Origin of the sequence: Poriferisphaera sp. WC338 (assembly GCF_050931845.1) — a bacterium.
Classification (GTDB): Bacteria; Planctomycetota; Phycisphaerae; order Phycisphaerales; family Phycisphaeraceae; genus Poriferisphaera.
On record NZ_CP194516.1, the window covers coordinates 2,432,282 to 2,459,027 of the forward strand.

General features: G+C 50.1%; 31 protein-coding genes, 1 tRNA gene and 1 other RNA gene. 22 read left to right on the top strand and 11 right to left on the bottom strand.

The annotated features are described in order from the left end of the window. The first annotated feature begins 144 nt into the window (after positions 1–144). The 20 genes from ACQ6WK_RS09945 (at position 145) to msrA (ending at position 11,735) form a co-directional block, all read left to right on the top strand. Positions 145–217, top strand: a tRNA-Ala gene (locus ACQ6WK_RS09945). Positions 218–493: 276 nt separating this feature from the next. Further along, a complete protein-coding gene (locus ACQ6WK_RS09950) occupies positions 494–955 on the top strand; it encodes a hypothetical protein (RefSeq protein WP_432797232.1) in 462 nt (153 codons plus the stop codon). Beyond that, positions 952–1,197 (top strand): hypothetical protein, encoded by a 246-nt coding sequence (locus ACQ6WK_RS09955; protein ID WP_432797233.1) that lies wholly within the window; start codon positions 952–954, stop codon positions 1,195–1,197. Before ACQ6WK_RS09950 ends, ACQ6WK_RS09955 begins: the two co-directional genes overlap by 4 nt. Further along, a complete protein-coding gene (locus ACQ6WK_RS09960; RefSeq protein ID WP_432797234.1) occupies positions 1,110–1,532 on the top strand; it encodes a hypothetical protein in 423 nt (140 codons plus the stop codon). Before ACQ6WK_RS09955 ends, ACQ6WK_RS09960 begins: the two co-directional genes overlap by 88 nt. After that, positions 1,532–1,759: a hypothetical protein gene (locus ACQ6WK_RS09965; RefSeq protein WP_432797235.1), complete on the top strand. Its 228-nt coding sequence runs from the start codon at positions 1,532–1,534 to the stop codon at positions 1,757–1,759. The genes ACQ6WK_RS09960 and ACQ6WK_RS09965 overlap by 1 nt, the downstream gene beginning before the upstream one ends. A gap of 117 nt (positions 1,760–1,876) precedes the next feature. Next, positions 1,877–3,478, top strand: a complete 1,602-nt coding sequence (locus ACQ6WK_RS09970; RefSeq protein ID WP_432797236.1) for a hypothetical protein — start codon at positions 1,877–1,879, stop codon at positions 3,476–3,478. Positions 3,479–3,583: 105 nt separating this feature from the next. Then, positions 3,584–4,339: a hypothetical protein gene (locus ACQ6WK_RS09975; RefSeq protein WP_432797237.1), complete on the top strand. Its 756-nt coding sequence runs from the start codon at positions 3,584–3,586 to the stop codon at positions 4,337–4,339. Continuing rightward, a complete protein-coding gene (locus tag ACQ6WK_RS09980; protein WP_432797238.1) occupies positions 4,296–4,790 on the top strand; it encodes a hypothetical protein in 495 nt (164 codons plus the stop codon). Before ACQ6WK_RS09975 ends, ACQ6WK_RS09980 begins: the two co-directional genes overlap by 44 nt. A 284-nt stretch (positions 4,791–5,074) precedes the next feature. Then, positions 5,075–6,073: a hypothetical protein gene (locus ACQ6WK_RS09985; protein WP_432797239.1), complete on the top strand. Its 999-nt coding sequence runs from the start codon at positions 5,075–5,077 to the stop codon at positions 6,071–6,073. Between the two features lie 72 nt (positions 6,074–6,145). After that, positions 6,146–6,565, top strand: a complete 420-nt coding sequence (locus ACQ6WK_RS09990) for a hypothetical protein (protein ID WP_432797240.1) — start codon at positions 6,146–6,148, stop codon at positions 6,563–6,565. A 10-nt stretch (positions 6,566–6,575) separates the two neighbouring features. Further along, the gene (locus ACQ6WK_RS09995) at positions 6,576–6,905 is read left to right on the top strand and encodes a hypothetical protein (RefSeq protein WP_432797241.1); all 330 of its coding nucleotides are present in this window, start codon (positions 6,576–6,578) and stop codon (positions 6,903–6,905) included. 7 nt (positions 6,906–6,912) lie between these two features. Next, positions 6,913–7,140 carry a hypothetical protein gene (locus tag ACQ6WK_RS10000; protein WP_432797242.1) on the top strand — a complete coding sequence of 76 codons (228 nt, stop codon included), beginning with the start codon at positions 6,913–6,915 and terminating at the stop codon, positions 7,138–7,140. Between the two features lie 20 nt (positions 7,141–7,160). Then, positions 7,161–7,496, top strand: coding sequence for a hypothetical protein (locus ACQ6WK_RS10005; RefSeq protein ID WP_432797243.1), 336 nt, complete (start codon positions 7,161–7,163; stop codon positions 7,494–7,496). After that, the gene (locus ACQ6WK_RS10010) at positions 7,480–7,866 is read left to right on the top strand and encodes a hypothetical protein (RefSeq protein ID WP_432797244.1); all 387 of its coding nucleotides are present in this window, start codon (positions 7,480–7,482) and stop codon (positions 7,864–7,866) included. The genes ACQ6WK_RS10005 and ACQ6WK_RS10010 overlap by 17 nt, the downstream gene beginning before the upstream one ends. Further along, positions 7,866–8,660 carry a hypothetical protein gene (locus ACQ6WK_RS10015; RefSeq protein ID WP_432797245.1) on the top strand — a complete coding sequence of 265 codons (795 nt, stop codon included), beginning with the start codon at positions 7,866–7,868 and terminating at the stop codon, positions 8,658–8,660. The genes ACQ6WK_RS10010 and ACQ6WK_RS10015 overlap by 1 nt, the downstream gene beginning before the upstream one ends. Positions 8,661–8,662: 2 nt before the next feature. Beyond that, on the top strand, positions 8,663–8,929 hold the full coding sequence (locus tag ACQ6WK_RS10020; RefSeq protein WP_432797246.1) for a hypothetical protein: 267 nt from the start codon (positions 8,663–8,665) through the stop codon (positions 8,927–8,929). A gap of 1 nt (position 8,930) precedes the next feature. Next, positions 8,931–9,407 carry a hypothetical protein gene (locus ACQ6WK_RS10025; RefSeq protein ID WP_432797247.1) on the top strand — a complete coding sequence of 159 codons (477 nt, stop codon included), beginning with the start codon at positions 8,931–8,933 and terminating at the stop codon, positions 9,405–9,407. Positions 9,408–9,447: 40 nt separating this feature from the next. Beyond that, positions 9,448–9,527: a transfer-messenger RNA gene (gene ssrA, locus ACQ6WK_RS10030) on the top strand. After that, entirely contained in the window at positions 9,500–10,597 is a 1,098-nt protein-coding gene (locus ACQ6WK_RS10035) for a tyrosine-type recombinase/integrase (RefSeq protein WP_432797248.1), read from the top strand. The genes ssrA and ACQ6WK_RS10035 overlap by 28 nt, the downstream gene beginning before the upstream one ends. Before the next feature lie 403 nt (positions 10,598–11,000). Further along, positions 11,001–11,735 carry a peptide-methionine (S)-S-oxide reductase MsrA gene (gene msrA, locus ACQ6WK_RS10040; protein WP_432797249.1) on the top strand — a complete coding sequence of 245 codons (735 nt, stop codon included), beginning with the start codon at positions 11,001–11,003 and terminating at the stop codon, positions 11,733–11,735. Between the two features lie 36 nt (positions 11,736–11,771). Here msrA and ACQ6WK_RS10045 read toward each other — a convergent pair whose 3' ends face one another. The 3 genes from ACQ6WK_RS10045 to ACQ6WK_RS10055 all read right to left on the bottom strand — a co-directional run bounded on the left by ACQ6WK_RS10045 (position 11,772) and on the right by ACQ6WK_RS10055 (position 15,213). Further along, positions 11,772–12,278: a hypothetical protein gene (locus ACQ6WK_RS10045; RefSeq protein ID WP_432797250.1), complete on the bottom strand. Its 507-nt coding sequence runs from the start codon at positions 12,276–12,278 to the stop codon at positions 11,772–11,774. A gap of 272 nt (positions 12,279–12,550) precedes the next feature. Then, positions 12,551–13,240: a hypothetical protein gene (locus ACQ6WK_RS10050; protein WP_432797251.1), complete on the bottom strand. Its 690-nt coding sequence runs from the start codon at positions 13,238–13,240 to the stop codon at positions 12,551–12,553. Between the two features lie 101 nt (positions 13,241–13,341). Then, positions 13,342–15,213, bottom strand: coding sequence for an ABC transporter permease (locus ACQ6WK_RS10055; protein WP_432797252.1), 1,872 nt, complete (start codon positions 15,211–15,213; stop codon positions 13,342–13,344). A gap of 454 nt (positions 15,214–15,667) precedes the next feature. Between ACQ6WK_RS10055 and ACQ6WK_RS10060 the strand changes: the two genes are divergently transcribed. After that, positions 15,668–15,913 carry a hypothetical protein gene (locus tag ACQ6WK_RS10060; protein WP_432797253.1) on the top strand — a complete coding sequence of 82 codons (246 nt, stop codon included), beginning with the start codon at positions 15,668–15,670 and terminating at the stop codon, positions 15,911–15,913. Between the two features lie 122 nt (positions 15,914–16,035). Here ACQ6WK_RS10060 and ACQ6WK_RS10065 read toward each other — a convergent pair whose 3' ends face one another. The 6 genes from ACQ6WK_RS10065 to ACQ6WK_RS10090 all read right to left on the bottom strand — a co-directional run bounded on the left by ACQ6WK_RS10065 (position 16,036) and on the right by ACQ6WK_RS10090 (position 23,284). Next, the gene (locus ACQ6WK_RS10065; RefSeq protein WP_432797254.1) at positions 16,036–16,803 is read right to left on the bottom strand and encodes a hypothetical protein; all 768 of its coding nucleotides are present in this window, start codon (positions 16,801–16,803) and stop codon (positions 16,036–16,038) included. A 111-nt stretch (positions 16,804–16,914) separates the two neighbouring features. After that, positions 16,915–17,328, bottom strand: a complete 414-nt coding sequence (locus ACQ6WK_RS10070; RefSeq protein ID WP_432797255.1) for a hypothetical protein — start codon at positions 17,326–17,328, stop codon at positions 16,915–16,917. Between the two features lie 265 nt (positions 17,329–17,593). Beyond that, positions 17,594–18,649: a hypothetical protein gene (locus ACQ6WK_RS10075; RefSeq protein ID WP_432797256.1), complete on the bottom strand. Its 1,056-nt coding sequence runs from the start codon at positions 18,647–18,649 to the stop codon at positions 17,594–17,596. A gap of 331 nt (positions 18,650–18,980) precedes the next feature. Beyond that, the gene (locus ACQ6WK_RS10080) at positions 18,981–19,934 is read right to left on the bottom strand and encodes a PEP-CTERM sorting domain-containing protein (protein ID WP_432797257.1); all 954 of its coding nucleotides are present in this window, start codon (positions 19,932–19,934) and stop codon (positions 18,981–18,983) included. A gap of 164 nt (positions 19,935–20,098) precedes the next feature. Further along, the gene (ispG, locus tag ACQ6WK_RS10085; RefSeq protein WP_432797258.1) at positions 20,099–21,364 is read right to left on the bottom strand and encodes a flavodoxin-dependent (E)-4-hydroxy-3-methylbut-2-enyl-diphosphate synthase; all 1,266 of its coding nucleotides are present in this window, start codon (positions 21,362–21,364) and stop codon (positions 20,099–20,101) included. A gap of 186 nt (positions 21,365–21,550) precedes the next feature. After that, positions 21,551–23,284: a hypothetical protein gene (locus ACQ6WK_RS10090; RefSeq protein ID WP_432797259.1), complete on the bottom strand. Its 1,734-nt coding sequence runs from the start codon at positions 23,282–23,284 to the stop codon at positions 21,551–21,553. Positions 23,285–23,316: 32 nt separating this feature from the next. On the opposite strand from ACQ6WK_RS10090, the gene ACQ6WK_RS10095 reads away from it, so the two are divergent. After that, entirely contained in the window at positions 23,317–24,354 is a 1,038-nt protein-coding gene (locus tag ACQ6WK_RS10095; protein ID WP_432797260.1) for a type I phosphomannose isomerase catalytic subunit, read from the top strand. 94 nt (positions 24,355–24,448) lie between these two features. Here ACQ6WK_RS10095 and ACQ6WK_RS10100 read toward each other — a convergent pair whose 3' ends face one another. After that, positions 24,449–25,510 carry a glycoside hydrolase family 130 protein gene (locus ACQ6WK_RS10100; RefSeq protein WP_432797261.1) on the bottom strand — a complete coding sequence of 354 codons (1,062 nt, stop codon included), beginning with the start codon at positions 25,508–25,510 and terminating at the stop codon, positions 24,449–24,451. A 99-nt stretch (positions 25,511–25,609) separates the two neighbouring features. Beyond that, positions 25,610–26,713 (bottom strand): dipeptidase, encoded by a 1,104-nt coding sequence (locus ACQ6WK_RS10105; RefSeq protein WP_432797262.1) that lies wholly within the window; start codon positions 26,711–26,713, stop codon positions 25,610–25,612. Positions 26,714–26,746: the final 33 nt, after the last annotated feature.

Genomic DNA, 26,746 nt, shown 5'->3' on the forward strand with positions numbered 1-26,746 from the left:
TACACCCGCAGAACCGCCTCTCACAAGCCCTCACGGCGCATGGGGATAGCGTTTTTCCACGAGATCCTCGCCCGCCCTTGCTACTGCCTAGCTTACTTGCTCCCTAACAGATAGTCGCTACAATATTTGCCTCGCACAAGCGAAGGGGCCTTAGCTCAGTTGGGAGAGCGACTGGTTTGCAACCAGTAGGTCAGCGGTTCGAGCCCGCTAGGCTCCATCCAGATTACTTAGGCCGGTCTAAATCTAGTGATTTAGACTGGCTTTTTTCATGTCTTCGATCTGAGAAAAGCACGAAAAATACCCATAAAAATAGCACCGCTGATGTTGACGCATCACGATGCTCGGTCTGCAAGGATTGTTTTAGTGACAATTACAGACAGCATAATTTTATCCGTGATTCACCGGAGATACAACCGTGTCGCCGGTGCTTATGCGTGATAATTGTGTGATCTGCGGGAACAACCTTGCAGGCTCCAACCCCTAAGGAGTCGGCATGATTCAGGCAATAGCGGAAAAGTCAAGTGAAAGAGTAGAGGCGGTTTTATTTGAAGCTCAGACCATGTTATCCGAATTTGAATTCGGTGAATGTGGGATTAAGGACTTGCGGGTCGCGTCGAGGAAGCTGAATAACTTATGGCAAAACCGCGAGATGTTAACGGCGGGTGGGCGGGATGAAGTAAACCGGCTTCGGGGTGCATATCGAAAACTCGCGGTTGTCGAGGATGAAATTGGTGTTGTGTTACGTGCGGGGTTGTGCTGCTGGCGACTGTATCGCACGCGGGAAGTAGAAGCCGGGTTCAAGTCGGAAGAACGTCGGGAGTATCTAAGAAGCAAGGTATCCCCGCTGCTCGATGTGCTTGATGGCATGTGGGCTAAGCGTGCCAGTCTCGAAAGCGATCAGGTTCGGAAGGTCAAATTTTTACGACGTGAGTTTCGGACGATGGGGGCGAGATGATCCCGGAGCCGTACAGGACGCAGATGCGTGAAGCATTGGAGCGTGGGCGGCGGATTGCATTGTGGCGTGATGTTGGTCACCTGCCCGGCTACCACGCCAACCAAAAATCATATCTACAAGAAATTGAATTAGAGCGATCAGCAAGGAAGCGATTATGGAAGCGATTAAAGCGGTCAGGCGGGCCGGTGGCAGGGATGCCACCGGAGTTTCCAAGGCAGTTAAAAAGCAACGTCGGCTTGTAGCACGGTTTGAGAAACGGCGGCGTGCAAAGCAGATAGACAATTGGTGTCATGGTGATGTCCCGGCGTTTAAGCCAAAGGTGCGGCTTGATCGGTTGGCGGATGTTCGCACGCGGAAGCTGAAGCCGTTTGATGATCCCGGCTCATTGGCTTATTGCAAGTATCGTTCGCCGCATACACATGATGTGGTTTATCTGCTGGTTCGCGTGCTTGAAGTCAACAAGATAACCGCAAACGTCCGGTTCTATTCTGATTGGCGTTACAAGCTCCCCATTCACAAAAAAGACTTCATGCGTAAGGTCGATATCGGTTCGCTGTTCGTTTTGGAGATGGTGTGATGTTGAAAGACGGCACTTTGTTTGTATGTACTGCGGTGGCTCTGGTTGTTGCCGGGTTACTTTTTTTCCCGCTGGTGGCATGGCTGGTTTTTGGCTGGGTTGTGTCGATGATGATTGTGTTGCTTGAAGTGGGTTGGTTTTGGTTTCTGTTCACTGTAGGTAGTGTGGGGGATAGTGGCGGTCCGTCATGCGGCGTATGTGATGGCAGTGTGAAACTTAGCGATTAGCTGTATGTCGTCGCCGCGTGAAAGCGTGGCGGCGGTTTTATTGTGCATCATGGATGAAATGAAAAACACGCCGAATAGCGTGCAGGCTGTCGGCGTGTCTAATCAGAGGTTAGATGAATGGATTCTATCAAAAATCGGCATGAAGCGCCAGTAGAAAACGAGCAAGGGGGGCTAGTGTCTAACAGCCCCCCTGCTAACGTGAAACACGACGAGCAGGGTTTGATTTTGCCAGTTGAATTAAACGAGGGTGAAGCGGCCCGCAAACTTGCATCGGGAATTGATTCGCTCGTCGTCACGATGGATGTGCAGTGGGATCGACAACCCAATGATTTGTATGGCTTAAATTTTCTGAACATGTGCAAGGCATGGAAGGAAGATGCGAAGGTGGTCGGCTTCGATGCTCCCGGCTGGATTCTCCCGGAAGTGCCGAACGGTGACGACTGGAATTTTGCGGTGAAGCAACACGGGGCCGGCGGCTATGCGTACCTGCTTGATAGTGCAGAGATGACGTGGAAGGTCGGTGACCACTATGACCCCGGCAATCGCCCGTCCGTGGTCGTGGAGATGCGTTCAGAGTATTTGTGGATGTCGGGGCCGGATGAAGCGGTGAAGCGATTGCGGCGGATTGTGAGCTATGCGGGTGGTGAGGTTAAAGCGTTGAAGGTTTCTCGCGTGGATTTGTGTTGCGATATCCTCATGCCATCGCGTGAATTCTCCATCGGTGCATTCAAACGTGGGGCGGTCACACGAGCGAGGAAGCAAAGCCCGCACATGGAAAGCTGGGAATTACAGACGATGCAGATAGGTCGTGGTGTGATCCTGTGCCGGGCGTATGACAAACCGGCGGAGATCATGCAGCAATCACATAAGTGGTGGCTGTTTGCGATGTGGGGGTTGGTTCCTGAGCAGGTCGGCTTCCGTGAACCCGTGCCAGGACAGGATGATATCAGGGCGGTGAAGCGGGCGGATTGCGATCTGAAGGTGATCCGCGTGGAGTTTCAGTTACGACGTGAGGCGTTGAGCGAGTTGGGGATTGATGACTTCGATGATTTGATGATCCTGCAATCGAATTTGTGGGCCTATCTCACGGGAAGCAAAACCGGCAAAGGGAAGTATGAGAATAAGCGTGCGTGGTTACGGATGGTCGATGACCGCACCAAACACCACACCATGCAGAAGGTGCGGGGATGGTGGGCGGTGGTGCAGTCTGGCGTAGATGGCTCACAGCAAGCCAAGCCGCTGATCCGTGCAAAGAAGGTCAGCACGGATCGGAGCCAATTACAGGCCCAGCTATTCGGCTTGTGGAAGTCGCTGCTTGCGGTTGACGGTGAAGGTGACAAAGGGCTCCCGCTATCGATACATGCTTGTGCGGTCAAGCTGGCGGAGTATGCGGAGGAGGCGGGGCTTGATGGTCAGAACTTGCTGGCTGAGGTTGAGAAGCGAAATGCGAAATATCGTCTAGCTTCGGAAAAATATTCAGCAGCCATGCGGGAAAGAGTGGGGCTTGATCTGGACCGAGCGAAGTCGGTTCGTCGTCAGATGGCGACGATGCTTCGGATGAATCAGAACCCGATTGAGTCGTGGGTGAACCAAGAATGGAGCGGTATACAAATAAACAAGCTACAAGCAACGGAAGAAATGCCGCAAGTAAAACCAATAGTAACGAACAAAGAATTGAAAGAAGAACCCAAACAGTTAGTTTTAGGGTTCCTGCGATAATATCACGTATTTTTCTAATCATGGTTCCATGTTCCGAGGGGTGTGGTTGTTACTGTGTAGTTAATAAATACAAGATAACAACCACGTACCCGGAAAGATGGACTCATGAATGATTTACTTGATCTGGAAGATGCATTGCTTGGCCCCGAGCCACAAGCCGCACCGGAAGCACCACCCAAGCCGGAAGGTGTGACGCTCCCGAAGGACTGGAAAAAGCCGCATAATTGGAAGTTTTGGCGTAAGTCTGATTGTGTGACAGATAACGGCGGCAATCTGGTTTTACGTGAAGATGGCACACCCAAGCGTAAGTTTGGCAAGCCCGGCAAACCAAAGCCCGGCGATGAATTAGCAGGTGGTGGTGTGTTCGGATTGCAGCCAGATAATACGGATTCATCGGAAGCGGCGAAAGAAACCGTCACGGAAAATAACGAACCCGGTTACACGTCTGGCTTTGTGAACCTCCCGAAAGATGAGCCGGGAAGCAATAAAAAACAGAACGGTGATGAGCCAACACCGGGGCCAAAAATCGGGAAGATTGCGACCAAGTCGATGTTTACCGCGTTTGAAAAGCGTGGCGGCGAAAAGTGGAGGCCGGATAAAGATGAAGCGGACCTGATTGGGGAGGCGGCAAGCAACACGATGAAAAACTGGCGGCTTCCGTGGGGAGGCGTTTTGATCTTTGGTCTATCAATGTATTTCTTTACCCGCATCGTTGGCGAGCGGAAAGCAAAGGTAATTAAACATGTCGAAGTTAAGAATAGCAATCACGGGGGAGAGCGAGAGCGGGAAAAGCCTGCTCGCAAAGCAGATGACCAAAATGGCCAAGGGCAAGGGCCGACAGAAACCGGCTTCGCGTTCTAGGCCGGTGATTGTGTTCGACCCTTGTAATCCCTATGGAAGTGGGCCAAACAAAAACGGATGGCACGCTGATTTTGTCACGGATGATTGGGAGGCGTTCAAGAAACTGTTTTGGTCGTCGCGTGAATGCTTGGCGGTGCTGGATGAGTTTGCGGATGTCTGTGAGGCAGATCAGAAGCAAGCCCGAATGATTATGCGACGTGGCCGCCACCAAGGTCACGATATCATTGTGATATCGCAAGATTGGATGGGTATTGAGAAGCAAGCACGCGGGCAAGTGAATCAACTGTTTTGTTTTCGCCAGCGTGATAAATATGCAGCGATTGAGCAAGATTGGATTGATGCTGCGGGTATTAGTGATGCGGTGCAAAGGATTGATCGCTTTCATTACTTCGATATCGCACGTGGCCGTGAACCTAAACGCGGCGTGGTCCCTCATAAAAAACATTGGTAATTTTGAAAATTCTTTGTTTCTGTGTCCATGTTTTGAGGGGGCGGTTTGCCATACTGTGTTTTTGAAGTTGAGAAAAAGGCTAAGCGGTTAGCCAATAACACAGATTCCAAAAGGTGGACATGATGAGCGGTAAAGAATTGAAAAAAACGGTTGTAACGGGTGCGATCTATGCGGTAACTACGATTGTTGTCGGCATTGGTTGGGCTAAGTTTGTGGCTCCCAAGATCAGTGCGTAAGCCGATCGGTTGATCAATTAACAAGGTAACAAGGTTGGAGGTCGTCTTATGTTGACGATGAATAATGGTTCGCCGCAATTCGATAAGGCGACGACAAAACGTATGGCTCTGCGAACGATCTCGCAGAACCCGATTGAATGTACCCCCGGTCAAGAAAAATCGGAGAAGCTCGATACACGGGATTTCCCGGTTGAAAGTATTGATTGTTGGATTCAAGGTGAGCTTGATGTCGCTGGAACGGTCACGCTTAAGGATGGCGGGTTGTATCGCTTCCTGAAATTCTTAGAAGTTGCACGTAACGGTAACGACACGTTCTTCCGTGTCCCCGGCGACATGCTCCCCACGCTTCACCGCTTGGTGACGAATCAGGCTCCCCCTGTGCGTCATGCGGGTTTGACTGCCGGTGATTCTGGTAAGTTCTCCGCCTACTTCAAGCTCCCGTTTGATATTGGCGGTTACAACTCTCTCGCTGACTTTACGGCGGATCAGTCTTGCGATTTTAATATCGACACGGCCCCCCTCAGCGACGTGATGGAATCCGGCACGGCAACGGTCAGTAACTTCAAGCTGGCCATGACACCGAAAATCATTGAAGGCGGTGAAGTCGGCAAGCTCGGCGGCGTGGGTGCGAATTATCTCAAGCCGTTCTACCGTGTTTCGTCTGAGCCTGTTAAACAGAATCAGGTAGACATGACTTTCGACCTGACCGCTGGCCGTGGCTATCACCTGCTGATGCTGGTTGGCTACAAGGATGGTGAGCGTGACGATTCGATCATTAAGAGCGTGAAGCTCGAACGTGCTGATAAGTCACACGTGAAGCTGACTGCCGATGAGATCCGCGATATCAACCAAGTTGAGTATGAGCTTGGAACGGGTACGGTTCCTGCAGAAATGAAGGGCGTGCTTGTCGTGCCGTTCGTGAAGCCCGGTCACCCTGAACACACTCAATCTATCGCACCATCGCAGAGCATGAAGCTCATCTGCGAAGTCGAAAAAGATACGGGCAATCAGGAAATCAAGTTGCTGCAAGGTTACTTCCGGTTCTAGTGGTTGTGGGTGAGCCGGGGTGGGTTCCTGCCCCGGCTTCTTTGGTGGTTTGGAGGTAACGATATGAGTTTTATGGCAGTAGAATCATTTTTGAATGATGATCCTTTGGGGATCGGCCCGGCGGGTCAAACCATCACCTCTCCCGTAAGTACGGTCGGTGATACGGCTCCGGTTGGCTTGCCTTCTGACGGTTTGCCGCAAGGCCCGATTGCAGGGAAAAAGCCGGGATTATTTGATGGTGTCGGCGGGTTCCTCGGCGGTATTTTTAGTGCAGATACAGGTAAGCAGCTTGGCGGCTCACTTGCTGGAGCGTTGCCCGGATTGATTGGCGGTGGTACGTCGACAAGCTCAGATAACCGGCATGTGCAAACCTCAAACGCTCAAGGCACTGCAAACGGTAGTAGCTGGTTTGATAAGCGTTTGTTGATGGCGGGCGGTGCTGTGGTTGCGGTCGTCGCTGCAATGGTTGTTGTTTTTCGTCTAACGGATTAAGGGGGACGAAATGACGATTGCAGAATGGGAACGCATTAACGGTAGGCCGATGAGTTGGTGGGAGCGTATCGGGTATACGTGGCATTCGCTGACCAGTGACAAACCGCTGCTTGAAGATTATGACGCTGGCATTTTGCAAGGCGGCTTCAAGGGAACGGGAACGCTGGCGGATGTGCTGGTTGATACCGCTCCCGGTGCTGCTATTGGGCAGGTTGCCGAGGGCGTAGTCGATACGGCGGAAGTAACGGCGGATGTCGCTGTGAAGCTGGCAAAGCCTTGGTTTTTGGCTCCGGCGTTTGTGATTGGTGCGGTGGTTGCGGTTTGGATTTGGTTGAAGTGAGGTAGATATGTCGGCAGGTAGTACTCCCTTAAATATTGCAGCGAGTCTGCAAAGCGGTCCGGCGGTTGGTGGCGTGACCAGTACCGGCGACTTTACCGGCGGTGATGTCGTCTTCGGCAACAAAGGAAGCCAATGGACAACCATAGCGATGATCGGGGCAGCGTTAGTTGTGGCGATGTTTGTTTTTGGGAAATCGAATCGCAAACCCAAGCGACGGAAATCCCGGAAGAAATAGGGCTGCTGGATAGCTTGGCTTTGCCTGAAAATGATTGGGCGGCTGATGTGGCAATCGAAAACATGCACGCCGGGCGATGGTCAGTCTATCGCCTGATTAGAGGGGATGATTTGGTTGGCGTGCTTGTGCTGGCGTTGTCAGAAGTGAACGCCGGGAAAGTCGTGGACATGATCGCGGTGAAGTGCAAACCCGGACGATATGCGGCGGCGATAGATGAGTTTGTTGAGCTGCAAGCGAAGCGGTTTGGGTGCGTGGGTTTGAGAATGTATTCACCGCGTCCTGTGAACAGATTAAGGCCCGACTATCAGCCGATTGATGCGGGATATATGAGGTGGCTCGATGCCGAAAAGCAGTAGTAAATCCAGCCAAGCACAAACGAGCTTGACGCAAGGCTCCGATCAAGGGGCGAATGTAATCGGCTCCAAGGGTGCGGAGGTTAACAACATCGGCCCGGTGCAAACCGATGGCGGTGATGTGACACTTGAGTATCAAGATCGCGGATTGGATCCCGGCGAGATTGTTGATCTGGTTGATTCAATCACGGGCGGCGTGGATGACGTTGCAAGCACCGTAGCCGGTCGTGTGGCGGATGCGAATTCGGCGGTGGCTGACATCGCACGATCCGCAACCGGGGCCGAGAGTGAGACTGGGAAGTTAATCAACAAATATGCGTTGCCAGCGTTGGCGTTGGTAGCACTCATGATGTTCTGGAAGCGTGGCAAATAATGACGATCCAAGGTAATCAATTCAGAAAGCCGGTGCGTGTCGATTTGACCGATGGCTTGTTTAATCTCGATCTGAACTACCCCGGCCATTACTTCCGAATCACGGCGGTATCGTCGGCAAATGTTCGCGTGTTCGTATCGGTGAATGAGCCGGATGGTAACCAGCGGGAAATGAAGCATGGGGAAGGATGGGTGCATAACCCATTCACGATTCTCTATGTGAATGCTGCTGCACAGCCGGGTGAATGGGTTGAGTTTTCGGTCGGTGGCAATCCTGCCAATGCAGACGTAAGCCGGTTGGAGTTGTTCACGGCAAGCGATGAGAACTTTACGAAAGTTATCAGCAGTGAAGCTGAGCCGGTGCATGTGCAGCAATCAGGCTCATCGATCGTGCAGATAGACGGGCAAGTTGCCGCGTCTGAGGGCTTGCGTGTTCGACCTGATGGGTTCGATGTGATGCAGCGGCGGCTTAATCAGATTAATGGTGTGGAGAATACGAGCAATGAGTCCGATTGGACGGACGTGGTAATCATCGCGGCGGAAAGATCGTCGGTGATTGATTTTGTCGCGGTGACGACAAACAACTCGGTAACCGCGATGGTTGGATTGTTTGAGGGAGATTCGCCGGTGCAAACCTACATTACGCAGGCCCGGCTGAGGACAGGTTCGTCTGTGAGTTTTTGGCAGGGCATGAGAATACCGGCGTCCCCGGTGGGTTGGAAAATCAGAATGCGTCCGGTGAGTGGCGGTGGTTCTTACTTGGCCGCTACGGTTATCGGCTACATGGAGGATTAATGATGGCAGATGAAGAAACGCCTCTCAAAACACCAACACAAGCGCTTAACGAGCGTGGTATCGGCGTGGGCTGGACGGTTGAGGATTATCTGGCGGCGTTGCTGGTTGAAATACGCCAGTTGCGAATGGTTGGCAGCGAACCCGGTGACGGTATCCCGGCGGCGGTGGCAGAGGCGGCATTGGAAATTGAAGCGGGTTTCGGCCCGTCCGTATTGGATGTGATGAAGGCGGCGGAAGCCGAGAAGCAAGAACAGGAAAGCGAGGCGTAAAATGATGGGTAAGTATGGATTGATTGTTGTGATGTCGTTGATAACTTTGTTGTCAATGGTGGGCTGTGAAAACATGGGCGAGGTCATGCAGACGTGGGCGATCCCCGTGGTCGATGTCGATGGTGATGGCGTGATGGATGACCCTGTGGCGTTGGCAGATTCGGATCATCCGATTGATGTTGGTGCGAACACGGTCGGGCAAGTGCATCATGTCGTTAAAGCTCCGATCAATACTGCAACCGGCGGCATGTACGGGATCATTGCGGCGGGTATTGCGGGTGCGTTTGGTTTGGCTCGGCATTTGTCGGCACAAAAACACAAGATGAATTATGAACGTGAACGGTCGATGAGGCAGGCGACGGATAAGGTGGTGCGTGAGATCAATTCCGCCAAAGATACGCCGGGTGCTGCTGAGCAAGCGGGCGATTTGGGCATGGTTGCCGAGGCTGCTGTCGGGCGTGCGGTGCTGAATGAGTGATGTGTGAGGTTTCCCGGTGGCCTAAAGCATCGGGGATTTAGGGGCCGAATGGTTTAGCCGAACTGACCACCGCACGCGGTACAGATTGGAACGTGGGTTCAATTCCCACCGGCTCCATTATGAGAGAGATTCGACAAAATTGGCCACAACTAGTTTCGCTCGTCGTCGTCGCTGTGATGTGGGGGCAAGTGAGTATGCAGGTCGCGGCATTGCGGCGTGATGTCGATCGACTTTACTCGGCAATCATGCCGAGAATAGCAAAAGATCAAAAAACACTTGAATCTGATTTACATGTCGCCGATAAAAGGGGCATGAAGTTATTCAATCTGGTGGGTCAGTATCAAAAATATGCTGATGGGTATTATCGTAAACCAACAGGTGAGCCGACAACTGAAGCGGCAAGTGTGCGTCAAGCAACTGAGCAGCTTGTTAATTGTGTGGGCAACATTCCGGCCAATTCACTTAATCCGATTCAGCTTGCAAAATATCGAGAAGGGCTGATAGAGCGGGGAAATAGCCGTAAAACGATCAACGATAAAATGGATCGTGTGCGACGAATGTATAAATGGGGCGTGGCTCATGGGCTTGTATCTGAACGTGTCCTAATGCGTATCTCTACCCTGCCCTGCTTGAAGCGTGGGCGAACACAAGCACATGAAAACCGAACGATTAAGCCGGTGCAAGCTTATCAGTTGCTTGCGTCGATGCGTGAAATGTCGATGAGCATGCAGCGGTTAGTTAGAGTGCATTACATGACTGGTATGAGGCCGTCTGAGGTTTGCGGCATGAGTTGGGATGAGATTGAAGCGACTCCAGACGGATTGGTTTATAAGCCCGCCGAGCATAAGAACGCATGGCGGGATGAGGATCGTATCGTTGTGCTTGGCCCGCGTGTGACGAAGATCATTACCTCAAACTATGCAACGTCCGGGCCTGTGCTGCCAAACAAGAGCGGTGAGTATTACACGCGATGCGGCTATCGGTGCAACGTCAAGAATGCATGTAAGCGTGCTGGTGTGCCGATCTGGTTCCCCGGCCAGCTTCGCCACAATGCCGCGTCTCGTGTTCAGCGGCGGCGTGATCTTGAGTCGGCGAGGCTGGCATTAGGTCACAAGCACATTAAGACAACGCAGATTTATGCAGAACGCGACATGAGAGAGTTGCAACGTGTTGCTTATGCGTTGATGTAGATTTTTCCACAGATAATTGCACAGGGGTTCCACATTATCGGGACTTGTTGTATATTGTGGTGGTCTAAGTAATCTGGAAAATTCTTAGACAGAGGAGCCTGTTAAAACAGGCAACGCTTGCCGGTTGTATTGGGCTGATTTTGATAGCCCCGTTTGCAACCAGTAGGTCAGCGGTTCGAGCCCGCTAGGCTCCATTTTACACCCTGCCAACCGCAGGGTTTTTTCATGCACCCAAGCAACCGTGCTGCTCCATACGTATGCCTCTCTATGACAAGACCCCCCACCGCAAATACAACTAACTCCGGGAACAATGTCAACCACCCGACGGTTTATCCTATTGAACCCGTGAAATAACTCGCACAAGCCCCTCGCCGAATCCAAATTTCGGCCATAGGATATTAGTATGAAAACCTTCAGCCTGACACATTTGGGAGTTACGCTTATGGTACTTTTCAGCCTCGCAGGATTTTCTTGCAGCCGTGCTCCAGAGGGCAGCTCTGACAATGTCCCAGATCCAAAAATCGATGAAACTATCCAAGCCAACAACCAGCAAGCCTCTGACAATAAATCCGGCGACAAATCACCCAATATAGATAGTCATAGAACCAAAAGCATTGTCCTCGGGGGGGGCTGCTTCTGGTGCGTCGAAGCTGTCTATGAAAACGTCAAAGGAATTAAAGACGCTGAATCGGGCTACGCCGGTGGCAGTGCACACGATGCAAACTACAACAAAGTCTCCCGTGGCAAAACAGATCACGCAGAGGTCATCAAGCTCGTATACGATCCCTCTGAAATCACACTCGGACAAATCCTCAAAATCTTCTTCACTGTAGCGCACGATCCAACCACATTAAATCGTCAAGGTAATGATGTCGGTCGGCAATATCGCTCTGCCATCTTCTACGCAAACGATGAGCAAAAAGAGATTTCTGAAAAGTACATTCAGCAACTTGAAGATGAAGGCATCTATAAACCTGGCGAAATTGTCACCACTCTCGAACCATTGGACGAGTATTATCCTGCCGAAGCGTATCATCAGGATTATGCAGAGAATAATCCAAACCAACCGTACATTCGGTACCAAGCCATGCCGAAGGTTGAAAAACTAAAAAACAAGTTTCCTGAAAAGTTGAAATGATCGTTGGGTTCGTAGAGCCAATTCACACCAAAAAGACTATGTAGCATTACTGGTACCGAGCGTACGAAGTTTGGCTATGAAATTAGCAATTGCTTTTGATCCGAGCAACAGCAACGTGCCGAGGATGAGCTGGAATATCAAAGGAACATAATCGAGAAACTTGGTGCCGGCTGTATCACCAAGTGCTAGCTGTGTAGCATATACCTGTCTTGAAATAAAAATCGATTGAGAAATGTCCTGAAAAACTCTGCCAACGATACTGGTGAGTGCAATGACCAGCTGCCACATGCCGAGCAGCGCGAAACCGAGCGTAAGCAGCGTATTTGAGTTAAGCGATTGAGATGTGGACGCGATCCCTTGATATGGGAAAATACGCTTAGCAATCGCATCTGATTTCCATAGTAAAAGGATGACCACAGCACATTGTACGATCGGATGCAGTATTGGATAACTAAGTAAAAATTCGCCTAAGTTATTCATACCGCCTCCGAATATTGGCGAGGGTTGCACAAGCATATTAATCATTAAACCTGCTAGCATCATGAACGAATCAATCAAAGAGAAAGCGTACCAGATGGCAAGAAGGCGGATGAAAAGTTTTGCAAGCTGATGCTTTGTGAGAAAATTATGGGATGCGATCGTGTCGCATATGGGCGTACCACACTCAGGGCATGCACTTGGAAGTGCAAGGCCTTGCAGATTATAATCGCATTTAATGCAGCAGATATTCGATTGAAGTGTTTGGTCCGCGGGCAAAGGCGTTACTTGTGATAGGTTGGACATATTAACCTCAGGAATGTCGTTTTTTTTACTTCTTATTGGTGATCTTCAAGATTAGATTTCGCCAACCACGACACAATCCAGTTTCTTGTAAAAACCAGTGCCAAACCAATACAAAACTGCAATGCTCCAGCTACCAATAATTCGTCTCGCTCTATGTAGTATTGACTGCTTTCAATCCATTGCATGATGGTCGATACCGTCGCGTAAGTGAACGTCATCATGCCTTCGATCGCCACCCAGATTCCAAATAATAGAACGAAAAGAGCTGAGATGTTCGCAAATGTAAACCCTCGCCCAAAGGAAGCAATATCGTTTTTTTGAATCATGATTTTGCTGATCAGACCTGCAAGCGCAAAGACCAAGACAGCCACTGTACCTGTGATAATCGCTCCAGTTATTGAACTAACTAACGAAGTGATCAATGGCTCCACATGAACTTCCTCGGGAAGAGAAAGTGCATTGAACAGTGAGGCGATCATAGTACTTAAACCTGCGACCGCTTTAATCATAAGCCAAATACAAAGCAATCGGATGAATAGCGTGGATAAATCACGCTTGGTAAAAGCGAACTGCGCATTACGAGAGATACTATTTGGCAAGCCGCACGTTGAGCAAACAGCATCCCACGAAAGATTGGCCAAAGATGCTTTGCAGTTTGTGCAGCAAGCTCCTTCTGGTAGTTGCAATTTGGATTGACTTGCGGCAACAGGCTGATCGGACATGTGAATCCCCATGAAGTAGCGGTTACTGGAAATCACATGATAAGGCCGCAAGATTTGATTGGGAACCCCTGATTGTATAAATAACGCCATTCACGTGCGGATCATACGCGGAAGATCGCGCCGAGCTTCTTGCCCATCAGCACCGAAGCCCCCACTAGCGTCACCGTGAGCAATGCCATCCCCCACACGCCCATCGCTGAGGCAATGTACGGGCCGTCGCCGAGCCTTGAATAGAAGGTCCAAATCGCTTTCGTGATCGGATAATCACCTTCTTGCTGAGCTAGGATCAATGAATCTGAAACTTCCAGCATCGCAAACGAAAACACCAAAATTGAACCTGCAATAATATTTGCCATGATCAGCGGCACCACCACACGACGAATCGATGTCATCGTGGATGCACCAAGATTCAAAGCTGCTTCTTCAAGCAAACCCGATGTTTGCTGCAAACCAGAAGATGTTGACCGCACAATGTATGGCAGCCGCCTGATCGTATACGCAATAATCAATAGCGGTACCGGATTTGGATTTTCACCCACCACCGAGAAAAGCCCGCCAAGGATATGCTTCTCACCAAACGGCCACTTCAATGACATCGCCACATAACCAAACGCCATCACCAACCCCGGCACCGCGAGCGGCAACATCGCCAGCGAATCTAGTAAGAACGAACCGCGAACCTTGACTCTAACTGTGAGATAGGAGATCGCGATACCGATGATCGCACAAAAAACCATGGCCGCCAGTGCATAGATCAATGAATTTCGGATCGAATCCATTGCAAGGTCATGCGTGAGTGCTTGCGAGTAATGTGACAATGTGAATTCAGAAGGCAGGATCGATTTATACCACGAGCCATCTGCAGAGAAGGAAGAGAGGATCACGCCTATATGCGGCAGAACTGCAAGCAATGTAATCGTCACAAAGAGTGTGAGGGCCGCAAGACCTTTGAAGCCAGTGAGTCGTTTGACTTGTGCCGCAACAGACGCTTTGGCCTGCATTTCATAGGCTTTCCCACCGAAGATAAATTTGCCCAACATATAAAGCGCGATCGCCACAACCAACATCACCACCACTAATGCATATGGACGCGGGTTGTCTGAGATTTCATTGATGCCCCAGAAAACCTGCACAGGCGTCACGTTGTAATAATCAAACATGAGCGGTGTGCCTAGCTCTGTAAAGGACCAGATGAACACAATCGTTGCACCAGCAAAGATCCCCGGCACGATCAGCGGAAACGTACATTTCCAAAATCGTTTCCATCGTGATGCGCCAAGATTGACTGCTGCTTCATCCAAAGCCGGATCTAGGTTTGCAAGTGATGCGGAGATATTCAGGTAAATGATTGGATACAAATGTAACGCCTCCATCACTACCACCGACCAAAACTGTCCTCCAAGCGCGCCACCAAGAAAATCGATCCCGGGCGCATTCGGATCAATCAGGCCTATGTCTGCAAGCAGCGTATTGATCGCGCCAAACCGCCCAAGCAAAGCACGTAATCCAATCGCACCCACAAACGGCGGTAGAATCAGCGGCACCAAAATCAATGACGAAATCGCCACCTTCCCTGGAAAATCAAACTTCGTCGCAATGATCGCAAGTGGAAGCGTAATCACTAAACAAAGAAGTGTAGTAAAGGTCGCAATGAGCAATGAGTTCGCAAGCCCCTTCATATAGATGGGGTCATTGAAAATTGAAAGTAGATAGGAAAGTGTAAAACCACCGTCGGTATCTGTGAAGCCTCCAGCAACAGTCAACAGAATTGGCCAGATTAGAAAGATCCCGAGAATCCCAAAGATGATCGCAAGCAAACCATAGCGATATAGATCGCGCCCGCGTATCAGCGGCGCACGGCGAAGCGGCGGCGTCATACCCGCTGGCCCTTGTGGAGGTTGAAGTGAACTCCCATGATCTAGGGATACTGCATCAGGAGAATCTTGTTCGGGGGGTGTCATAGCGTCGGGCATGTTAAGCAGATTAACGAGCGAAGAGTGATGTTGAAAGTAACGCATTGTGAATTTCGTGCTAGCTCTATCACAGAAAAACACAAGCGATTGACGTGTGAATTAACGGTACCACAGTATATTGGCATCCGTGAGTTTTGTTAATTTTATGTCATTTTTTTGTTTGGATATTGAGCAATATTTCATTTACTCTCTAAGGCTTGTTATTGGCAGAGAGATCGGTGTTTTTATTTGTATCCTCTTTACTGCAGGTTGATTATGCCAGAGAGCAACCTTAGCCTCTCCACCGAAGAAAGTACGCCTCAAAGCAAACATCAATGCAAATACATCATCAATCATAGTCCGGGCTTTCGCAAGCGGTGCGGCCTGAACTGGTTCGCTCTTGGCCTGATGTACGCCACATACTATCTCACTCACAGTCAACTCGACACATTCACTGGTTGGTGCAGCAGCACCGATGGATACTGGTGGCAAGAAAATGGCGGGGTTTGCGGCAGGTGTTATTGACTCGTTCCGGTATTATGGCGGAGCACTTTCGTTGTTCATTACTGGCCGAGTGCTTGATGCGACCAAAGAGGATTACGGCTATCTATTCTGGTTTATTATCATGGCAGGATTTGGTGTATTTGGCGGATGCAGTATGATCGCACTCATGATCCGACAAAGGCAACTTCGCGCACGAGGACGCATCGTTACCGGCTAGTTGTTAGATTAGACCACAATATTTTTAGCTCAAATAAATGGAGAGGAACTGTGTTCGAAGGGGACCGCAGTTCTTTTTCTATGCCTAATCAAAGCGAAAACGTACAACACTGTTTTGTACTGTTACGGAAAGATCTGTGGGAACGTCGCCGCGATACCGAAGAAAATCGCCAAGCGCGGCAAATAAAGCAGAATGATAAAAATTGCGGAGTCATTGAGGCCCATCCCGAACATCATCGTGGCGGGGATACCACAAAGAACAAGGTACGGCACTAAACAAACTGCGAGGTACCAGATATCTTCCAAACCGGCATACGTCATGAACACGCCAAAAATGATGTCGGAAATACCCGCTGGTAAGAATGTGATCGCAGCCAACTTGAGGCTCGTAGTCGGTAAATCAGAAAATGAAAGATCAAACATCTTTGCAAGGATAATCAACGTCCACAAAGAAAGCGGGAGAAACACAATAAGTTGCAAGGCAAAGAGTATTCCGTAGAGATATGAAGCCGCCAGAGGATCGCCAACCGCTTTGAGCATCGTACCCAATGTCGCAGCAATGCCGACAAAAATACATGCAATTGGAACATAGTACGAAAGCACTTTGTTGATTTGAAATTCATCACGCCTTTCGTTTAGTGCCGCTTCAACCGAGGTTGTGCGACCAGACGCTTGGGCAAGTGCAGAAAAAGACCGTGATGCGTCAGCTTTCATTCGTGCTGCAATCTGCGCTGTTTGCGACAACTCCCCTGCCCCGACCGGCGGATCGGGGATAAAGAGATGCCCACATTTACAGTGCAATTCTTTACCGAGAAATTGATCCTGCCAAGTGTATTGTTTTTCACATGCGGGGCAATTAATTTTGAGCTTGGTTTGTGTTTGCTGGTTCATAAGCCACCGGAGATGTTGGAACCAAATAAGAAAAGCGAAACAGGGCAGCACGTCTTACAACGAATCGCCCAGCTCCCGTTGGATGGTCAATAGATAATTAGCCCGTAATTATTAACGACTGATGTTCAGCAAATCTTTCATCGTCGTAGGGTGAGAGATATTGACCACTTTGCCTTTGGTATCAAATTCAACATCAGTGATGTGTGAGCCGGAGTACTTGTAGGTAAAAACAAAGCCGTAGCCGATCTTGTTGTTGGTAACACGGTCGTTCAAATCATCCTTCTTGAATTCAGTCGCTACGTTTTTGCCAAGTACTTTCATGCCGCCTTGATTCTTCATCGCAAATTCGCTGACCTTGCGTGGTGCCTGATAGTCCACAACATCTTTCCAATCCATGCCGAGGTTAACGTTCGCAAGCAGTTCCTTCTGCTGCGTTTCAGGATCCATCGTGGCGAATCCACCGAAGTAATATGTCGCACCCAATGCCAAACCAATGATGACGAATAAACCAAATAGTACCTTCATGGCAAACCTCCCGAGTTGTTTAGAAAAGACATCCGTGATTTGCAAATCAATCATTCATCATGATGTGAATCCCGGATCAAAGATCACCAAGCCCTAGTGTAAGCAAGATTATGCTGCAGGTGGAAGAATCAATCTCGTAAAAATACCAGAAATGTGACTCTGGAATTAAAATCCCTCGGAGGCGATATGATTGATATACCGTAAAAAAACCGAAAGCGTATTCGCCTTCGGTTTAGGAATCTGCGTAATTTATGTATAGGTGATATCAAGTTATCTGCCTAATCGTATCTGATGATCGCCTCGTCAGCATTACACCAAGAAGTAGCAACATGGATGCCGCTGCAGTCGGCGTTGGTACACTAATCGGATCATCAACATCAATACCCAGCAATGACGGATCAACGTCCCAACCAAGGTCTGCGAAAACAGCATAATCAAGCGCCTGAAGTAGATTACGTGTTCCGAGTGTTATCGAAGGATCTAGTGCAAGTGAATTTCCAAGGAGTCCATCCTCAAAATGGCCTGCAATATCATCTAGTGGCACTAATTCGCCACCGAACTCAGACACTGCATTATCGCCGGTAAAAAAGAGCTCCCCCTCAATGCTGGTAACAAGATTATCAAATGAATTCGCCGAACCAAAACCAAAGACATGCCCCAATTCATGTACAGCTACTGAGAGAAAATCTACCTCTTGGAAATCTAAATCACTTTCATCTAAACTGAAATTCCAATCAAAATTTTGACCGCCTGCGGTAAGATTGGAATTAAATGTAATGATTCCTCCCCATAGTGAATAATCATCAGCCTCAGGACCAATGGTTGTACCCTGACCTCGGTTAAGGACAGTATCAGCAAATTCCGTGTCTGGAAAAACTTGATACGCACCTGGACCAGCAAAAGCAGCAGGTGCAACTTCCTGCGCTCCAACAAAAATACGAACTTCATTTTCGTCTAATTGTAAGTTAGATATCGTGATATTTTCATTACCAGAAGGATCAACAAGTGCTGCATTCCATGAGTTAATCCCGCCGGTTGGATTAATCGCTGAAAGCGTATCAGAAAAAGCATTTTCATAGAATGACGCCGCATGCTCGAGTGCCGCACGCCGCTCATCACCAGTCGACCCATCAGCATAAGTTACACCTTCAGTAAAAAAACCTGTCGTAGATGAGCCGCCCAAGGTGTCGTATGCAAGTGAATCATATGTGTAATCAAAAACAACATTAATCGCAGCAAGTTGATCATGAACAATAAAGCTGCTTCCGCTAAAAGTAACGGTTGAAAGTAATACTGAACGTCTAATGCGGCCCTGAGACATAAACATCTCCGATCAATATCCCGGTATGATTGGATTGAGTCATACAAGCAGCTACATCGCGATTGTTATTTCAAAGTAACAACCTTCGCCATTGAGGATTCGTTTCTTTATGTCCGCGTCAACTGAATGTAACCGATGCTTCTAAATCTTGAAGCAAGAATATTAGGCAAAGCAAATTACGGAAGCAAAAGATCTAGCAGTAAACCCCTGTCATAAATGACAACCCAAGAACGATCTTCTTAATATGAGTTCACGACACACTCTGCAAGAATATAAAAAGACCGAGCCATATTTGGCTCGGTCTTTGAATATCTTAATGTGATCGTGTCGTTTATGCTTTCTTACGGCGCATTACAAACAGCGATCCAAGTGAAAGCAATGCGATAGAGGTTGGCTCAGGGATCACGACTTCCCAGCCAATGTCTTGGAATGCTGCCCAGTCAAGATCTGTAAGCAGCTTACGGGTATTATTCGTGAGCGTTGGGTCCATCGCCAAACTGTCACCAAGTAATCCGTCCTGCCAGTGTGCATTACCGACTGTTGGAACATTGCCAGACCCACCTGCGGCAGCATAAGCGGCAACAGCATTGGTTCCGGTGAAGGTATTGCCACTTAGAAGATTATCAAATGAATCGGCGTTATCTGAAAAACCCAACAGGTGACCTAATTCATGAATCGCTGTCGACAAAAAGTCATGGAAGATCGGCTCATGCGCGAAAACGCGGTCCGGAATATCATTGTTCTGATCACCCCACCACCAGTTGCCACTGCTCAGACTAGTATCGAAAGAAATCGACCCACCCCACATCGCAGTATCAACCGCGTTGCTGCCGTGGATATCGCCCTGCCCACGTCGAGCCGTGCCTTCCATCCAGCTAGTGAAAAACGGGCTGTACCAAGCAGATGCTGCCCAAGCCAGTGACCCTTGGTTCTGCGAACCCACAAACACGCGGATTTCATTTTCTGCGATAGAGATTGGCGAACTAATGGATGTCGGACTCCCTGAGACAGGGTCGATATAGCGGCCAACATTAGTCGTGTTGGAAACAGTGATCGCTGAAAGCGTGTCTTGGAAGGCGTTTTCATAGAAAGACGCTGCTTCGTTTAGGCGTGCGCGGCGCGTCGCGCCGGTGGAGCCGTCCGCATGAGTAACTAAATCAAAAAAACCGCTCGTATCTGTGCTGTAATCAAACACAATATCGATGTTCGCTGATACGTCCGCAGCAAGCAGTGAAAATGTGGATACACACACAGCAGCCGTCATCGATTTTTTCAAAATGTTCATACACCTCTCCTCGTTGATATCGTAAGTGAACAATCCGGAATAAGCTGGCAAACATGCAATTACAGCCAGTCGCCCCAATTATACAGTTAATATCGGCTCAACCCAGTACAAAATTCTACGGGTTGATCCCAGTCGCTCGATTCTTAACCATAATCGGACCTTGGTCAGGCATCTGACTGACCGATGGTGAGATCAGAGACCTTTTCGACGTTACCAGCTGCGATTTTGTCGAAGCCGGAACCAAGTTCACCGATGGGATCCGGCGGAATGATATCCACAACCTTCTCACCTAATTTGGCCTCCCCGGCTTGCACGCGAGCTTCGAACTTTTTGCACTCAGCAAGCAATGCATCAAGGATCTCCTCTTCCTTCACATTGGCAACCTTTTGCCCCTGCACATAGATGATGCCGCGACGGTCGCCGGCGAAAATGGCGACATCTGCGCCTTCAGCTTCACCGGGGCCATTAACGATGCAGCCCATGACCGCAACTTTGATGGGGAGTGTGATTTCCTTTTCGAGAACCTTGCGGACATCCTGAACGAGTGTGAAGAGATCCACTTGGATGCGACCACAGGTTGGGCAGGCGATCAGATCAACGCCCTTGCGTTCACGGAGTTCGAGGCAGTAGAGCATCTCAAGGGCATCTTCTACTTCATAGACGGGATCGTTGGCGTAGGAGATACGTACCGTGTCGCCGATGCCGGAAGCAAGGAGGTGTCCGAGTGGGACGACCGAACGAATAGCACCGGTTTCTTTCGGGCCAGCGTGTGTCACGCCGAGATGCAGCGGGTGATCAAATCGCTTGGATATCTCTGTATAAGCGGTGATACAAAGATTCGGGTCCGGTGACTTCGCCGAAATAACTATGTCATAAAAATCCCGCTCATAGAAGATATCGAGATACTCTTCGAGCTTAGCAATCATGATGGCGAGGAAGTGGCCGTGCTTGTTGTCGGAGAACACGCCGCCGAGTTCCTTCATGCGTTTTTGTTTATCTTTACGCTCGATGATCGAGCCTTCATTAACACCGATGCGGATTGGCACACCCTTATCCTTGCACGCATCAATCACTGCCTCGACCTGTTTACGATCAGAGATATTCCCGGGGTTCAAGCGGATCTTGTGGACGCCGGCTTCGATCGCATCCAGCGCCCGCTGAAAATGAAAGTGCACATCTGCGACGATCGGTACCTGTACCTGCGGAATGATTTCCTTCAGGGCATCAGTATCTTTCTTCTCCGGTACGGCCACGCGGACGATGTCACAACCGGCTGCAGCGAGCTTATTGATCTCTGCCACGCAGTTGTCAATGTCATAGGTATAGCCCGAGGTCATGGACTGTACAGAAACCGGGGCATCGCCGCCGATTTTGATGAATCCGTGTTGTTTGGAGCCGAGAGTTACCTGGCGAGTCGGTCGTCTGGTCATGGGGTGAGTGTCCCTGAAAAATCGATAGGACCGCAAGCGAAGTGGTCTTAATCGATCGTTGTCTGAATGGCCGCGTATCGGGGCGGCTGTTGCAAGACATAAGTATATCCCAAAGTGCCCGAGATGGCTTATGGGTTGGTATGCCCCAGAATTGATTACCCAAAAAGGATGACTGGGAAGGATCAGTCACTCTGCAGGCTGTGTCTGCGATGGGTCCGGAGATTGATTCTGCTCTGGATCGACAGGTTGGAGACCGTGGTCTGCCGTAAGCCGTTGCATTGGCTGATAATGGGACGATGAGGGGTTATTGATCGTGTGGGGCGCCACACGGACGGGCCGCGCAATGCGGTTTCGACGTACCGGGTCATTCGGCAAACGAGGTTGGAAAGATTGTGGCGTGGTTTGCCCGACTTCCTGCGGGTATGGCGGCCGACCATAGCGGAACAGATATGAATACAACGGCGATCGGTATCCGTAATAGAAGCCTGTTCCGAGGATTTGCGATGACAGATCCGCTGGTCGCGACCAAAACACATACGGCACGTAGCCCAAATTCGTCGCAGGATTTCGATACACGTTTTGGGTCGCCCGCTGCCCCGGTGTCAGTCCAGCTTCAAATGCTCTGAGATCTTGAGCACTGCGGTAGCCCGGTGGAAGCGCATTGATCGCGGCTTGCTGAGCCGGTGTGATTGGCGTGACCACACCTGAGGTATACGGATAGCCCGGCTGAACCGTGCGTGGCGCTTGGGCTGGCGCAGCATTGTAAGCCACGCCGCTGCGCGGGTTATATGGGTTACGGCTTCGGATCTCACGTGCATTACGTTCGGATGTAATTTGCGATGGCGACAGGTTCGGGGCTGTAGGCGCATAAGAGCCAGGACCGGTTCGTGTAATGAGCGGACCTGTTCTTACCCCTGATGCGCTAGCCAGCGGTGTAGCGGCCGGTGGATCATGCGACTGGGCATAGAACGGGATTGGTTTTTGATACATGCCGGTTTGGCTGGATGATGATGACTGCGGCTCACCAATCGTGTCTTCCGGTAATGGGAAAGCACCGCCCTGACCTCTATCCTGCCCTGGCGCGGATGGTCCCTGCGTTGGATACTGTGTTTGCGATTGATCTTGGAACGGGATCGCATTGCGATAGGCAGATTGGACGCGTGTGTTTTGACCTGTTAGCAAACCCTCGCGTGCCGGCAACTCACGGTTAAACAAAAGTTGTTGATTGGTATTTATCACAAGGTTGCGATAAGCACCAAAGTTTGAAGTTGGTGAACTTATCGTTCGCGGCGATTGGTTGCTGCTTGCTGCTGGCAATGGTGAGAGATAGATTTGCGGATTACCTAGCGTTTGCGGGTTGATGTAGTTACCGCGTTCATTGGCAACAAATGAATCCGGCTGCGAAAACCGTGCAGCCAAACCCGATGCACTAAAATCCTGTCCTTGCAGCAACCCGTTGTTGACACCAGACAGATTAGGCGAGGTCAGACCTTGATTACGATTATAGATAATCGATGGTGCACGGTAGGCTGGTGTTGCAAGGCGTCCTCCATACACCACGCCGCCTGAAGGATTGTAAACACCCGGCTGATACACACGTGGTTGATAAGCCCCGGGCTGAGCTGTACCCGCAGGTCCAACTGGCCCTGGCGCCGGAAGCTGCGCCATCACAACCGCAGGCAAAATCATGAAACTGAAACACACCACCACAGCACAAAACATCAATGTTGGACGGGTCTGCATCGTATGGCCTCCGGGGGTAAATGATTCTTTGCCGAAAAGCGCCACAATCAACCGAGGGAAGATGCGGAAGGCAAAACCATCCCAGCGATAGTGTGGAATGTCGCATGAGACTTTTAGCTGCGTATAATCGAAGACTGGGTGGACCGTGTGGTCCAGATAACAAAGGTCGTGCCGCATGATGCATGGCACATAGATGTGTGAGGTTGATCATGAATCAAACTGATTTATATCCATTGAAATTCGCCCCGATCTACAAGGATAAAGTTTGGGGTGGGCGGACCTTGGAAAAACTCGGCAGGCAACTCCCAGGCGGCTCTGACGAGCTTATCGGTGAAAGCTGGGAGCTTGCAGACCTTTCACAAACCAGTGTCAGCGGCGGCGGCGGCGGTGCAGAGCGATCCAAGATTCTTAATGGCCCCCTTGCCGATAGAACGCTTCACGATGTTATCCAATCTCACGCCAAAGACATCATGGGCAACCTCCCCCTCACTGAAGATGGCGGCTTCCCTTTGCTTGTTAAATTTCTTGATGCCAACACAAATCTTTCTGTCCAAGTACACCCAAACCAAGCTTATGCTGCGACACACGCTGATGCGTTCCTGAAGAGCGAATGCTGGTACGTGCTGCATGCTGAAAAAGGAGCTGTGATCTATAAAGGCGTCAAGGAGGGTGTCACCGAAAGCCTCTTCCGTAAAGCCATTGAAGAAAACACTGTCGAAGAACTACTGATTACTGTTCCCGTCAAAGTTGGCGACATGCACTATGTTCCTAGCGGAACCTGTCACGCACTTGGCGCGGGGATTCTTGCAGCAGAAGTTCAAACGCCCAGCGATACAACCTTCCGTGTGTATGACTGGGGTCGTACGGGTCGCGAGTTGCACGTTGATGCGGCAATGGAGTGTATCAAGCTTGGCCCGCCTGATGTCTCACAGAATGAATTGAACACCACTGTTGAAGGTGAACATGCCACCATCACTCATCTGGTAACCTGTGATTATTTCCGTGTTGACCGTGTGCAAGTCAAAGCTGGCTATGAATGTGAACTTCAACGTAACCAACCTGTTGTCTGGATGATGCTTGAAGGAGATGGCCGGTTCAGTATGGAATCCGAACCCGACACCAAATATGCTACTGGCCAAACTTTACTACTCCCCGCCAAGATGAGGCCCAGCCTCTTCACAGCCGATACCGATACAACCTACCTAGAAGTCACCTTCCCGCAAGCAGACAGCAATAGCATTACCTAAAAACATGCCTTAGCACGATCACGCGCCCGGCACCTCTTTGCCGGGCGTTTTTATATCGCGCACAAGTCTATCTTATGATTAGACGAACATAATTTTAAGCCGGTTTGATCGCATTGAGTAGATCTTCCTGCTTAAATGCCGTCACCGCGGTGTGTTCGTCCGCTGCGCCATAATAAACAAGCTCGCGATCATCGTCCGGCACAATCGCGGTCGGAAACACAACGTTGTCCACAAATCCGCTTGTCTCATACGGCTCCACCGGCTCCATAATCGGCGCATTCGTCTGCCCCACAATCCGCGATGGGTCATTCAGATCCAACATTATCGCACCTGCGGTATATACGCCAACCGATTGCTCTCCGTGCTTTTTGTTCGAACCATGATAAATCGTTAACCAACCATTCCGTGTCTTCACTGGCGGCGTTCCTCCACCAATCCGATCACGATGTATCGAGTCTTTGCTCGCCAATAATTGCTGATGGTTTCCCCAATGAATCAGGTCCGATGACTCAGCCAACCAAATCTCGGGGCGCGTTAAACCTAGTGACGGCATCGGTCGGTGCATGGCGTAATACTTCCCACCGATTGACTCTGGAAATAACACCACATCTTTGTTATCTGGCGCAAAGATGATCCCTAAGCGTTCATATGCCAGGAAATCTTCCGTGCGTAAAAGTGCGGTCGCTGCACCGTGTGGCGAGACGGCCACATAGGTGATGTAATACGCATCATTGATGTGCGTGATGCGCGGGTCTTCCAAGCCATAAATTTCATGGGGCATTTCAGGCATGATCTTGCCCAACGGTACATCAATTGTCTGTCCATCTCTCGATCGAAACGCGCGCAGATGTGAGATAAAACGCAGCCGTATCAGCCCGGTACTCATCATGCGATAGATACGTGGATCGGAAAAATCAATGTCACTCTCCGGCAACCAATCCACATAAACCTCATCATGACTGATGTACGGTGAAGGTTGATACCCTACCCGCTTCTCGATTACTTCCTCCACCACGCGCACCAACAAAATCACATCCCCTGTTACTTGTTCGCGCACTACGCCCGGATTAAACGTGCCGATGACGCGCATAGCGGGATGGCTTGGTGCGATATCGTTCGGTGACAACATGCAATTTGAAAACAATCGTCTCAGCATTGGCATCCCCTTGATAGGTCGTAGCTCTGCGTATGACATCGGCCATTCTAGGCCGGTAAGGTGAGCCGATCTTGCGCCCTGCTGATTTACTACATACGATCAACCCGGCAAATTTTGCATCCAAAAACGCTGCCAGTTACCACTGAAGAATTTGGTGATGTCGGTGTCAGAAAATCCGCGTCCTGACAAACAATCTGCAAACTTATGCAGGTCCGTAAAACGATCGATCTCAACGGGTGTCCACGCAGCGCCGAACCCGCCATCCATATCAGTGCCGAAACCGACATGATTGGTATTACCGGCCAGATCACAGATGCGCAGAATGTGATCCGCAAGTTCGTTAATCGTCACATCATGCGGAAACTGTTCACGGTCGAGCGGATGACGGATCATAGACACACACATGACCGCACCGATGACACCGCCACGATTGATGATGGTTTTGAATTGGTCATCAGTCATTTGCCTGCCGGTATCGGCGATCGCGCGACAGTTCGTGTGCGTGGCGATAAGCGGTCCCTGGTAGATGTCGACAGCTTGGGAGAATGATTGATCGGCAATGTGTGAAAGATCAAGAACAATGCCGAGTTGATCCATCTCGACGAGCAGCGCGCGGCCAAGATCAGTGAGCGGGCCATCAGGCTCGGCGGCAGAGGGTGTGCCGCAGGAAAAACGGGAGTGACCGAAGTGTGCAAGGGAGATGCATCGCAGCCCCTGATCGTACCACTGCTTGGCTTGTTCGATATCGACAATGGGGTCCGCACCTTCCATCATCAGGACCAAACCGATAGGGAGATGATCGGCGACGGGGTCGGATGACTCTTCCCAAAGTTCGAGGTGTGCGGCTAGCTCGGCCTTATTGGTGATGAACCGCAACTCACCCATCTCCTCCATAAGTTTGTAGTAGGCGACTTGTGACTGACCAACGGCGTAGGCCATTGTCGGGTCGGGGTAATCGGCGTCTTCTCGAAAAATCGTGCGAGCAGGATCGACATTTGGTTTACAGCGGATGAAGATAGTGCCGACGACAACGGCAGTGTTAGCAGCACGGAGTTCGGGGAATGAGAGAGTGCAGGTGCCGCGTTCGGACTCATTGGGCGCGTGTTCACGAACGCGGATTTGGTCGACAGTAAGGCGCTGATCGCGTTCATAAGCAAGGGCATTCATGGCGATGTCGAGATGACCATCAAAAAGTAACTGCATGGAAGAGTCCTTGTTTTTAAGGATGTTTTATAT

What these genes read in the sequence shown, in the direction of transcription:
- ACQ6WK_RS09950 (WP_432797232.1), top strand. Translation starts at nt 494, where the DNA reads ATGATTCAGGCAATAGCGGAAAAGTCAAGTGAAAGAGTAGAGGCGGTT.
- ACQ6WK_RS09955 (WP_432797233.1), top strand. Translation starts at nt 952, where the DNA reads ATGATCCCGGAGCCGTACAGGACGCAGATGCGTGAAGCATTGGAGCGT.
- ACQ6WK_RS09960 (WP_432797234.1), top strand. Translation starts at nt 1,110, where the DNA reads ATGGAAGCGATTAAAGCGGTCAGGCGGGCCGGTGGCAGGGATGCCACC.
- ACQ6WK_RS09965 (WP_432797235.1), top strand. Translation starts at nt 1,532, where the DNA reads ATGTTGAAAGACGGCACTTTGTTTGTATGTACTGCGGTGGCTCTGGTT.
- ACQ6WK_RS09970 (WP_432797236.1), top strand. Translation starts at nt 1,877, where the DNA reads ATGGATTCTATCAAAAATCGGCATGAAGCGCCAGTAGAAAACGAGCAA.
- ACQ6WK_RS09975 (WP_432797237.1), top strand. Translation starts at nt 3,584, where the DNA reads ATGAATGATTTACTTGATCTGGAAGATGCATTGCTTGGCCCCGAGCCA.
- ACQ6WK_RS09980 (WP_432797238.1), top strand. Translation starts at nt 4,296, where the DNA reads ATGGCCAAGGGCAAGGGCCGACAGAAACCGGCTTCGCGTTCTAGGCCG.
- ACQ6WK_RS09985 (WP_432797239.1), top strand. Translation starts at nt 5,075, where the DNA reads ATGTTGACGATGAATAATGGTTCGCCGCAATTCGATAAGGCGACGACA.
- ACQ6WK_RS09990 (WP_432797240.1), top strand. Translation starts at nt 6,146, where the DNA reads ATGGCAGTAGAATCATTTTTGAATGATGATCCTTTGGGGATCGGCCCG.
- ACQ6WK_RS09995 (WP_432797241.1), top strand. Translation starts at nt 6,576, where the DNA reads ATGACGATTGCAGAATGGGAACGCATTAACGGTAGGCCGATGAGTTGG.
- ACQ6WK_RS10000 (WP_432797242.1), top strand. Translation starts at nt 6,913, where the DNA reads ATGTCGGCAGGTAGTACTCCCTTAAATATTGCAGCGAGTCTGCAAAGC.
- ACQ6WK_RS10010 (WP_432797244.1), top strand. Translation starts at nt 7,480, where the DNA reads ATGCCGAAAAGCAGTAGTAAATCCAGCCAAGCACAAACGAGCTTGACG.
- ACQ6WK_RS10015 (WP_432797245.1), top strand. Translation starts at nt 7,866, where the DNA reads ATGACGATCCAAGGTAATCAATTCAGAAAGCCGGTGCGTGTCGATTTG.
- ACQ6WK_RS10020 (WP_432797246.1), top strand. Translation starts at nt 8,663, where the DNA reads ATGGCAGATGAAGAAACGCCTCTCAAAACACCAACACAAGCGCTTAAC.
- ACQ6WK_RS10025 (WP_432797247.1), top strand. Translation starts at nt 8,931, where the DNA reads ATGATGGGTAAGTATGGATTGATTGTTGTGATGTCGTTGATAACTTTG.
- msrA (WP_432797249.1), top strand. Translation starts at nt 11,001, where the DNA reads ATGAAAACCTTCAGCCTGACACATTTGGGAGTTACGCTTATGGTACTT.
- ACQ6WK_RS10045 (WP_432797250.1), bottom strand. Translation starts at nt 12,278, where the DNA reads ATGATGCTAGCAGGTTTAATGATTAATATGCTTGTGCAACCCTCGCCA.
- ACQ6WK_RS10050 (WP_432797251.1), bottom strand. Translation starts at nt 13,240, where the DNA reads ATGTCCGATCAGCCTGTTGCCGCAAGTCAATCCAAATTGCAACTACCA.
- ACQ6WK_RS10055 (WP_432797252.1), bottom strand. Translation starts at nt 15,213, where the DNA reads ATGCCCGACGCTATGACACCCCCCGAACAAGATTCTCCTGATGCAGTA.
- ACQ6WK_RS10060 (WP_432797253.1), top strand. Translation starts at nt 15,668, where the DNA reads ATGGATACTGGTGGCAAGAAAATGGCGGGGTTTGCGGCAGGTGTTATT.
- ACQ6WK_RS10065 (WP_432797254.1), bottom strand. Translation starts at nt 16,803, where the DNA reads ATGAACCAGCAAACACAAACCAAGCTCAAAATTAATTGCCCCGCATGT.
- ACQ6WK_RS10070 (WP_432797255.1), bottom strand. Translation starts at nt 17,328, where the DNA reads ATGAAGGTACTATTTGGTTTATTCGTCATCATTGGTTTGGCATTGGGT.
- ACQ6WK_RS10075 (WP_432797256.1), bottom strand. Translation starts at nt 18,649, where the DNA reads ATGTCTCAGGGCCGCATTAGACGTTCAGTATTACTTTCAACCGTTACT.
- ACQ6WK_RS10080 (WP_432797257.1), bottom strand. Translation starts at nt 19,934, where the DNA reads ATGAACATTTTGAAAAAATCGATGACGGCTGCTGTGTGTGTATCCACA.
- ispG (WP_432797258.1), bottom strand. Translation starts at nt 21,364, where the DNA reads ATGACCAGACGACCGACTCGCCAGGTAACTCTCGGCTCCAAACAACAC.
- ACQ6WK_RS10090 (WP_432797259.1), bottom strand. Translation starts at nt 23,284, where the DNA reads ATGCGGCACGACCTTTGTTATCTGGACCACACGGTCCACCCAGTCTTC.
- ACQ6WK_RS10095 (WP_432797260.1), top strand. Translation starts at nt 23,317, where the DNA reads ATGAATCAAACTGATTTATATCCATTGAAATTCGCCCCGATCTACAAG.
- ACQ6WK_RS10100 (WP_432797261.1), bottom strand. Translation starts at nt 25,510, where the DNA reads ATGCTGAGACGATTGTTTTCAAATTGCATGTTGTCACCGAACGATATC.
- ACQ6WK_RS10105 (WP_432797262.1), bottom strand. Translation starts at nt 26,713, where the DNA reads ATGCAGTTACTTTTTGATGGTCATCTCGACATCGCCATGAATGCCCTT.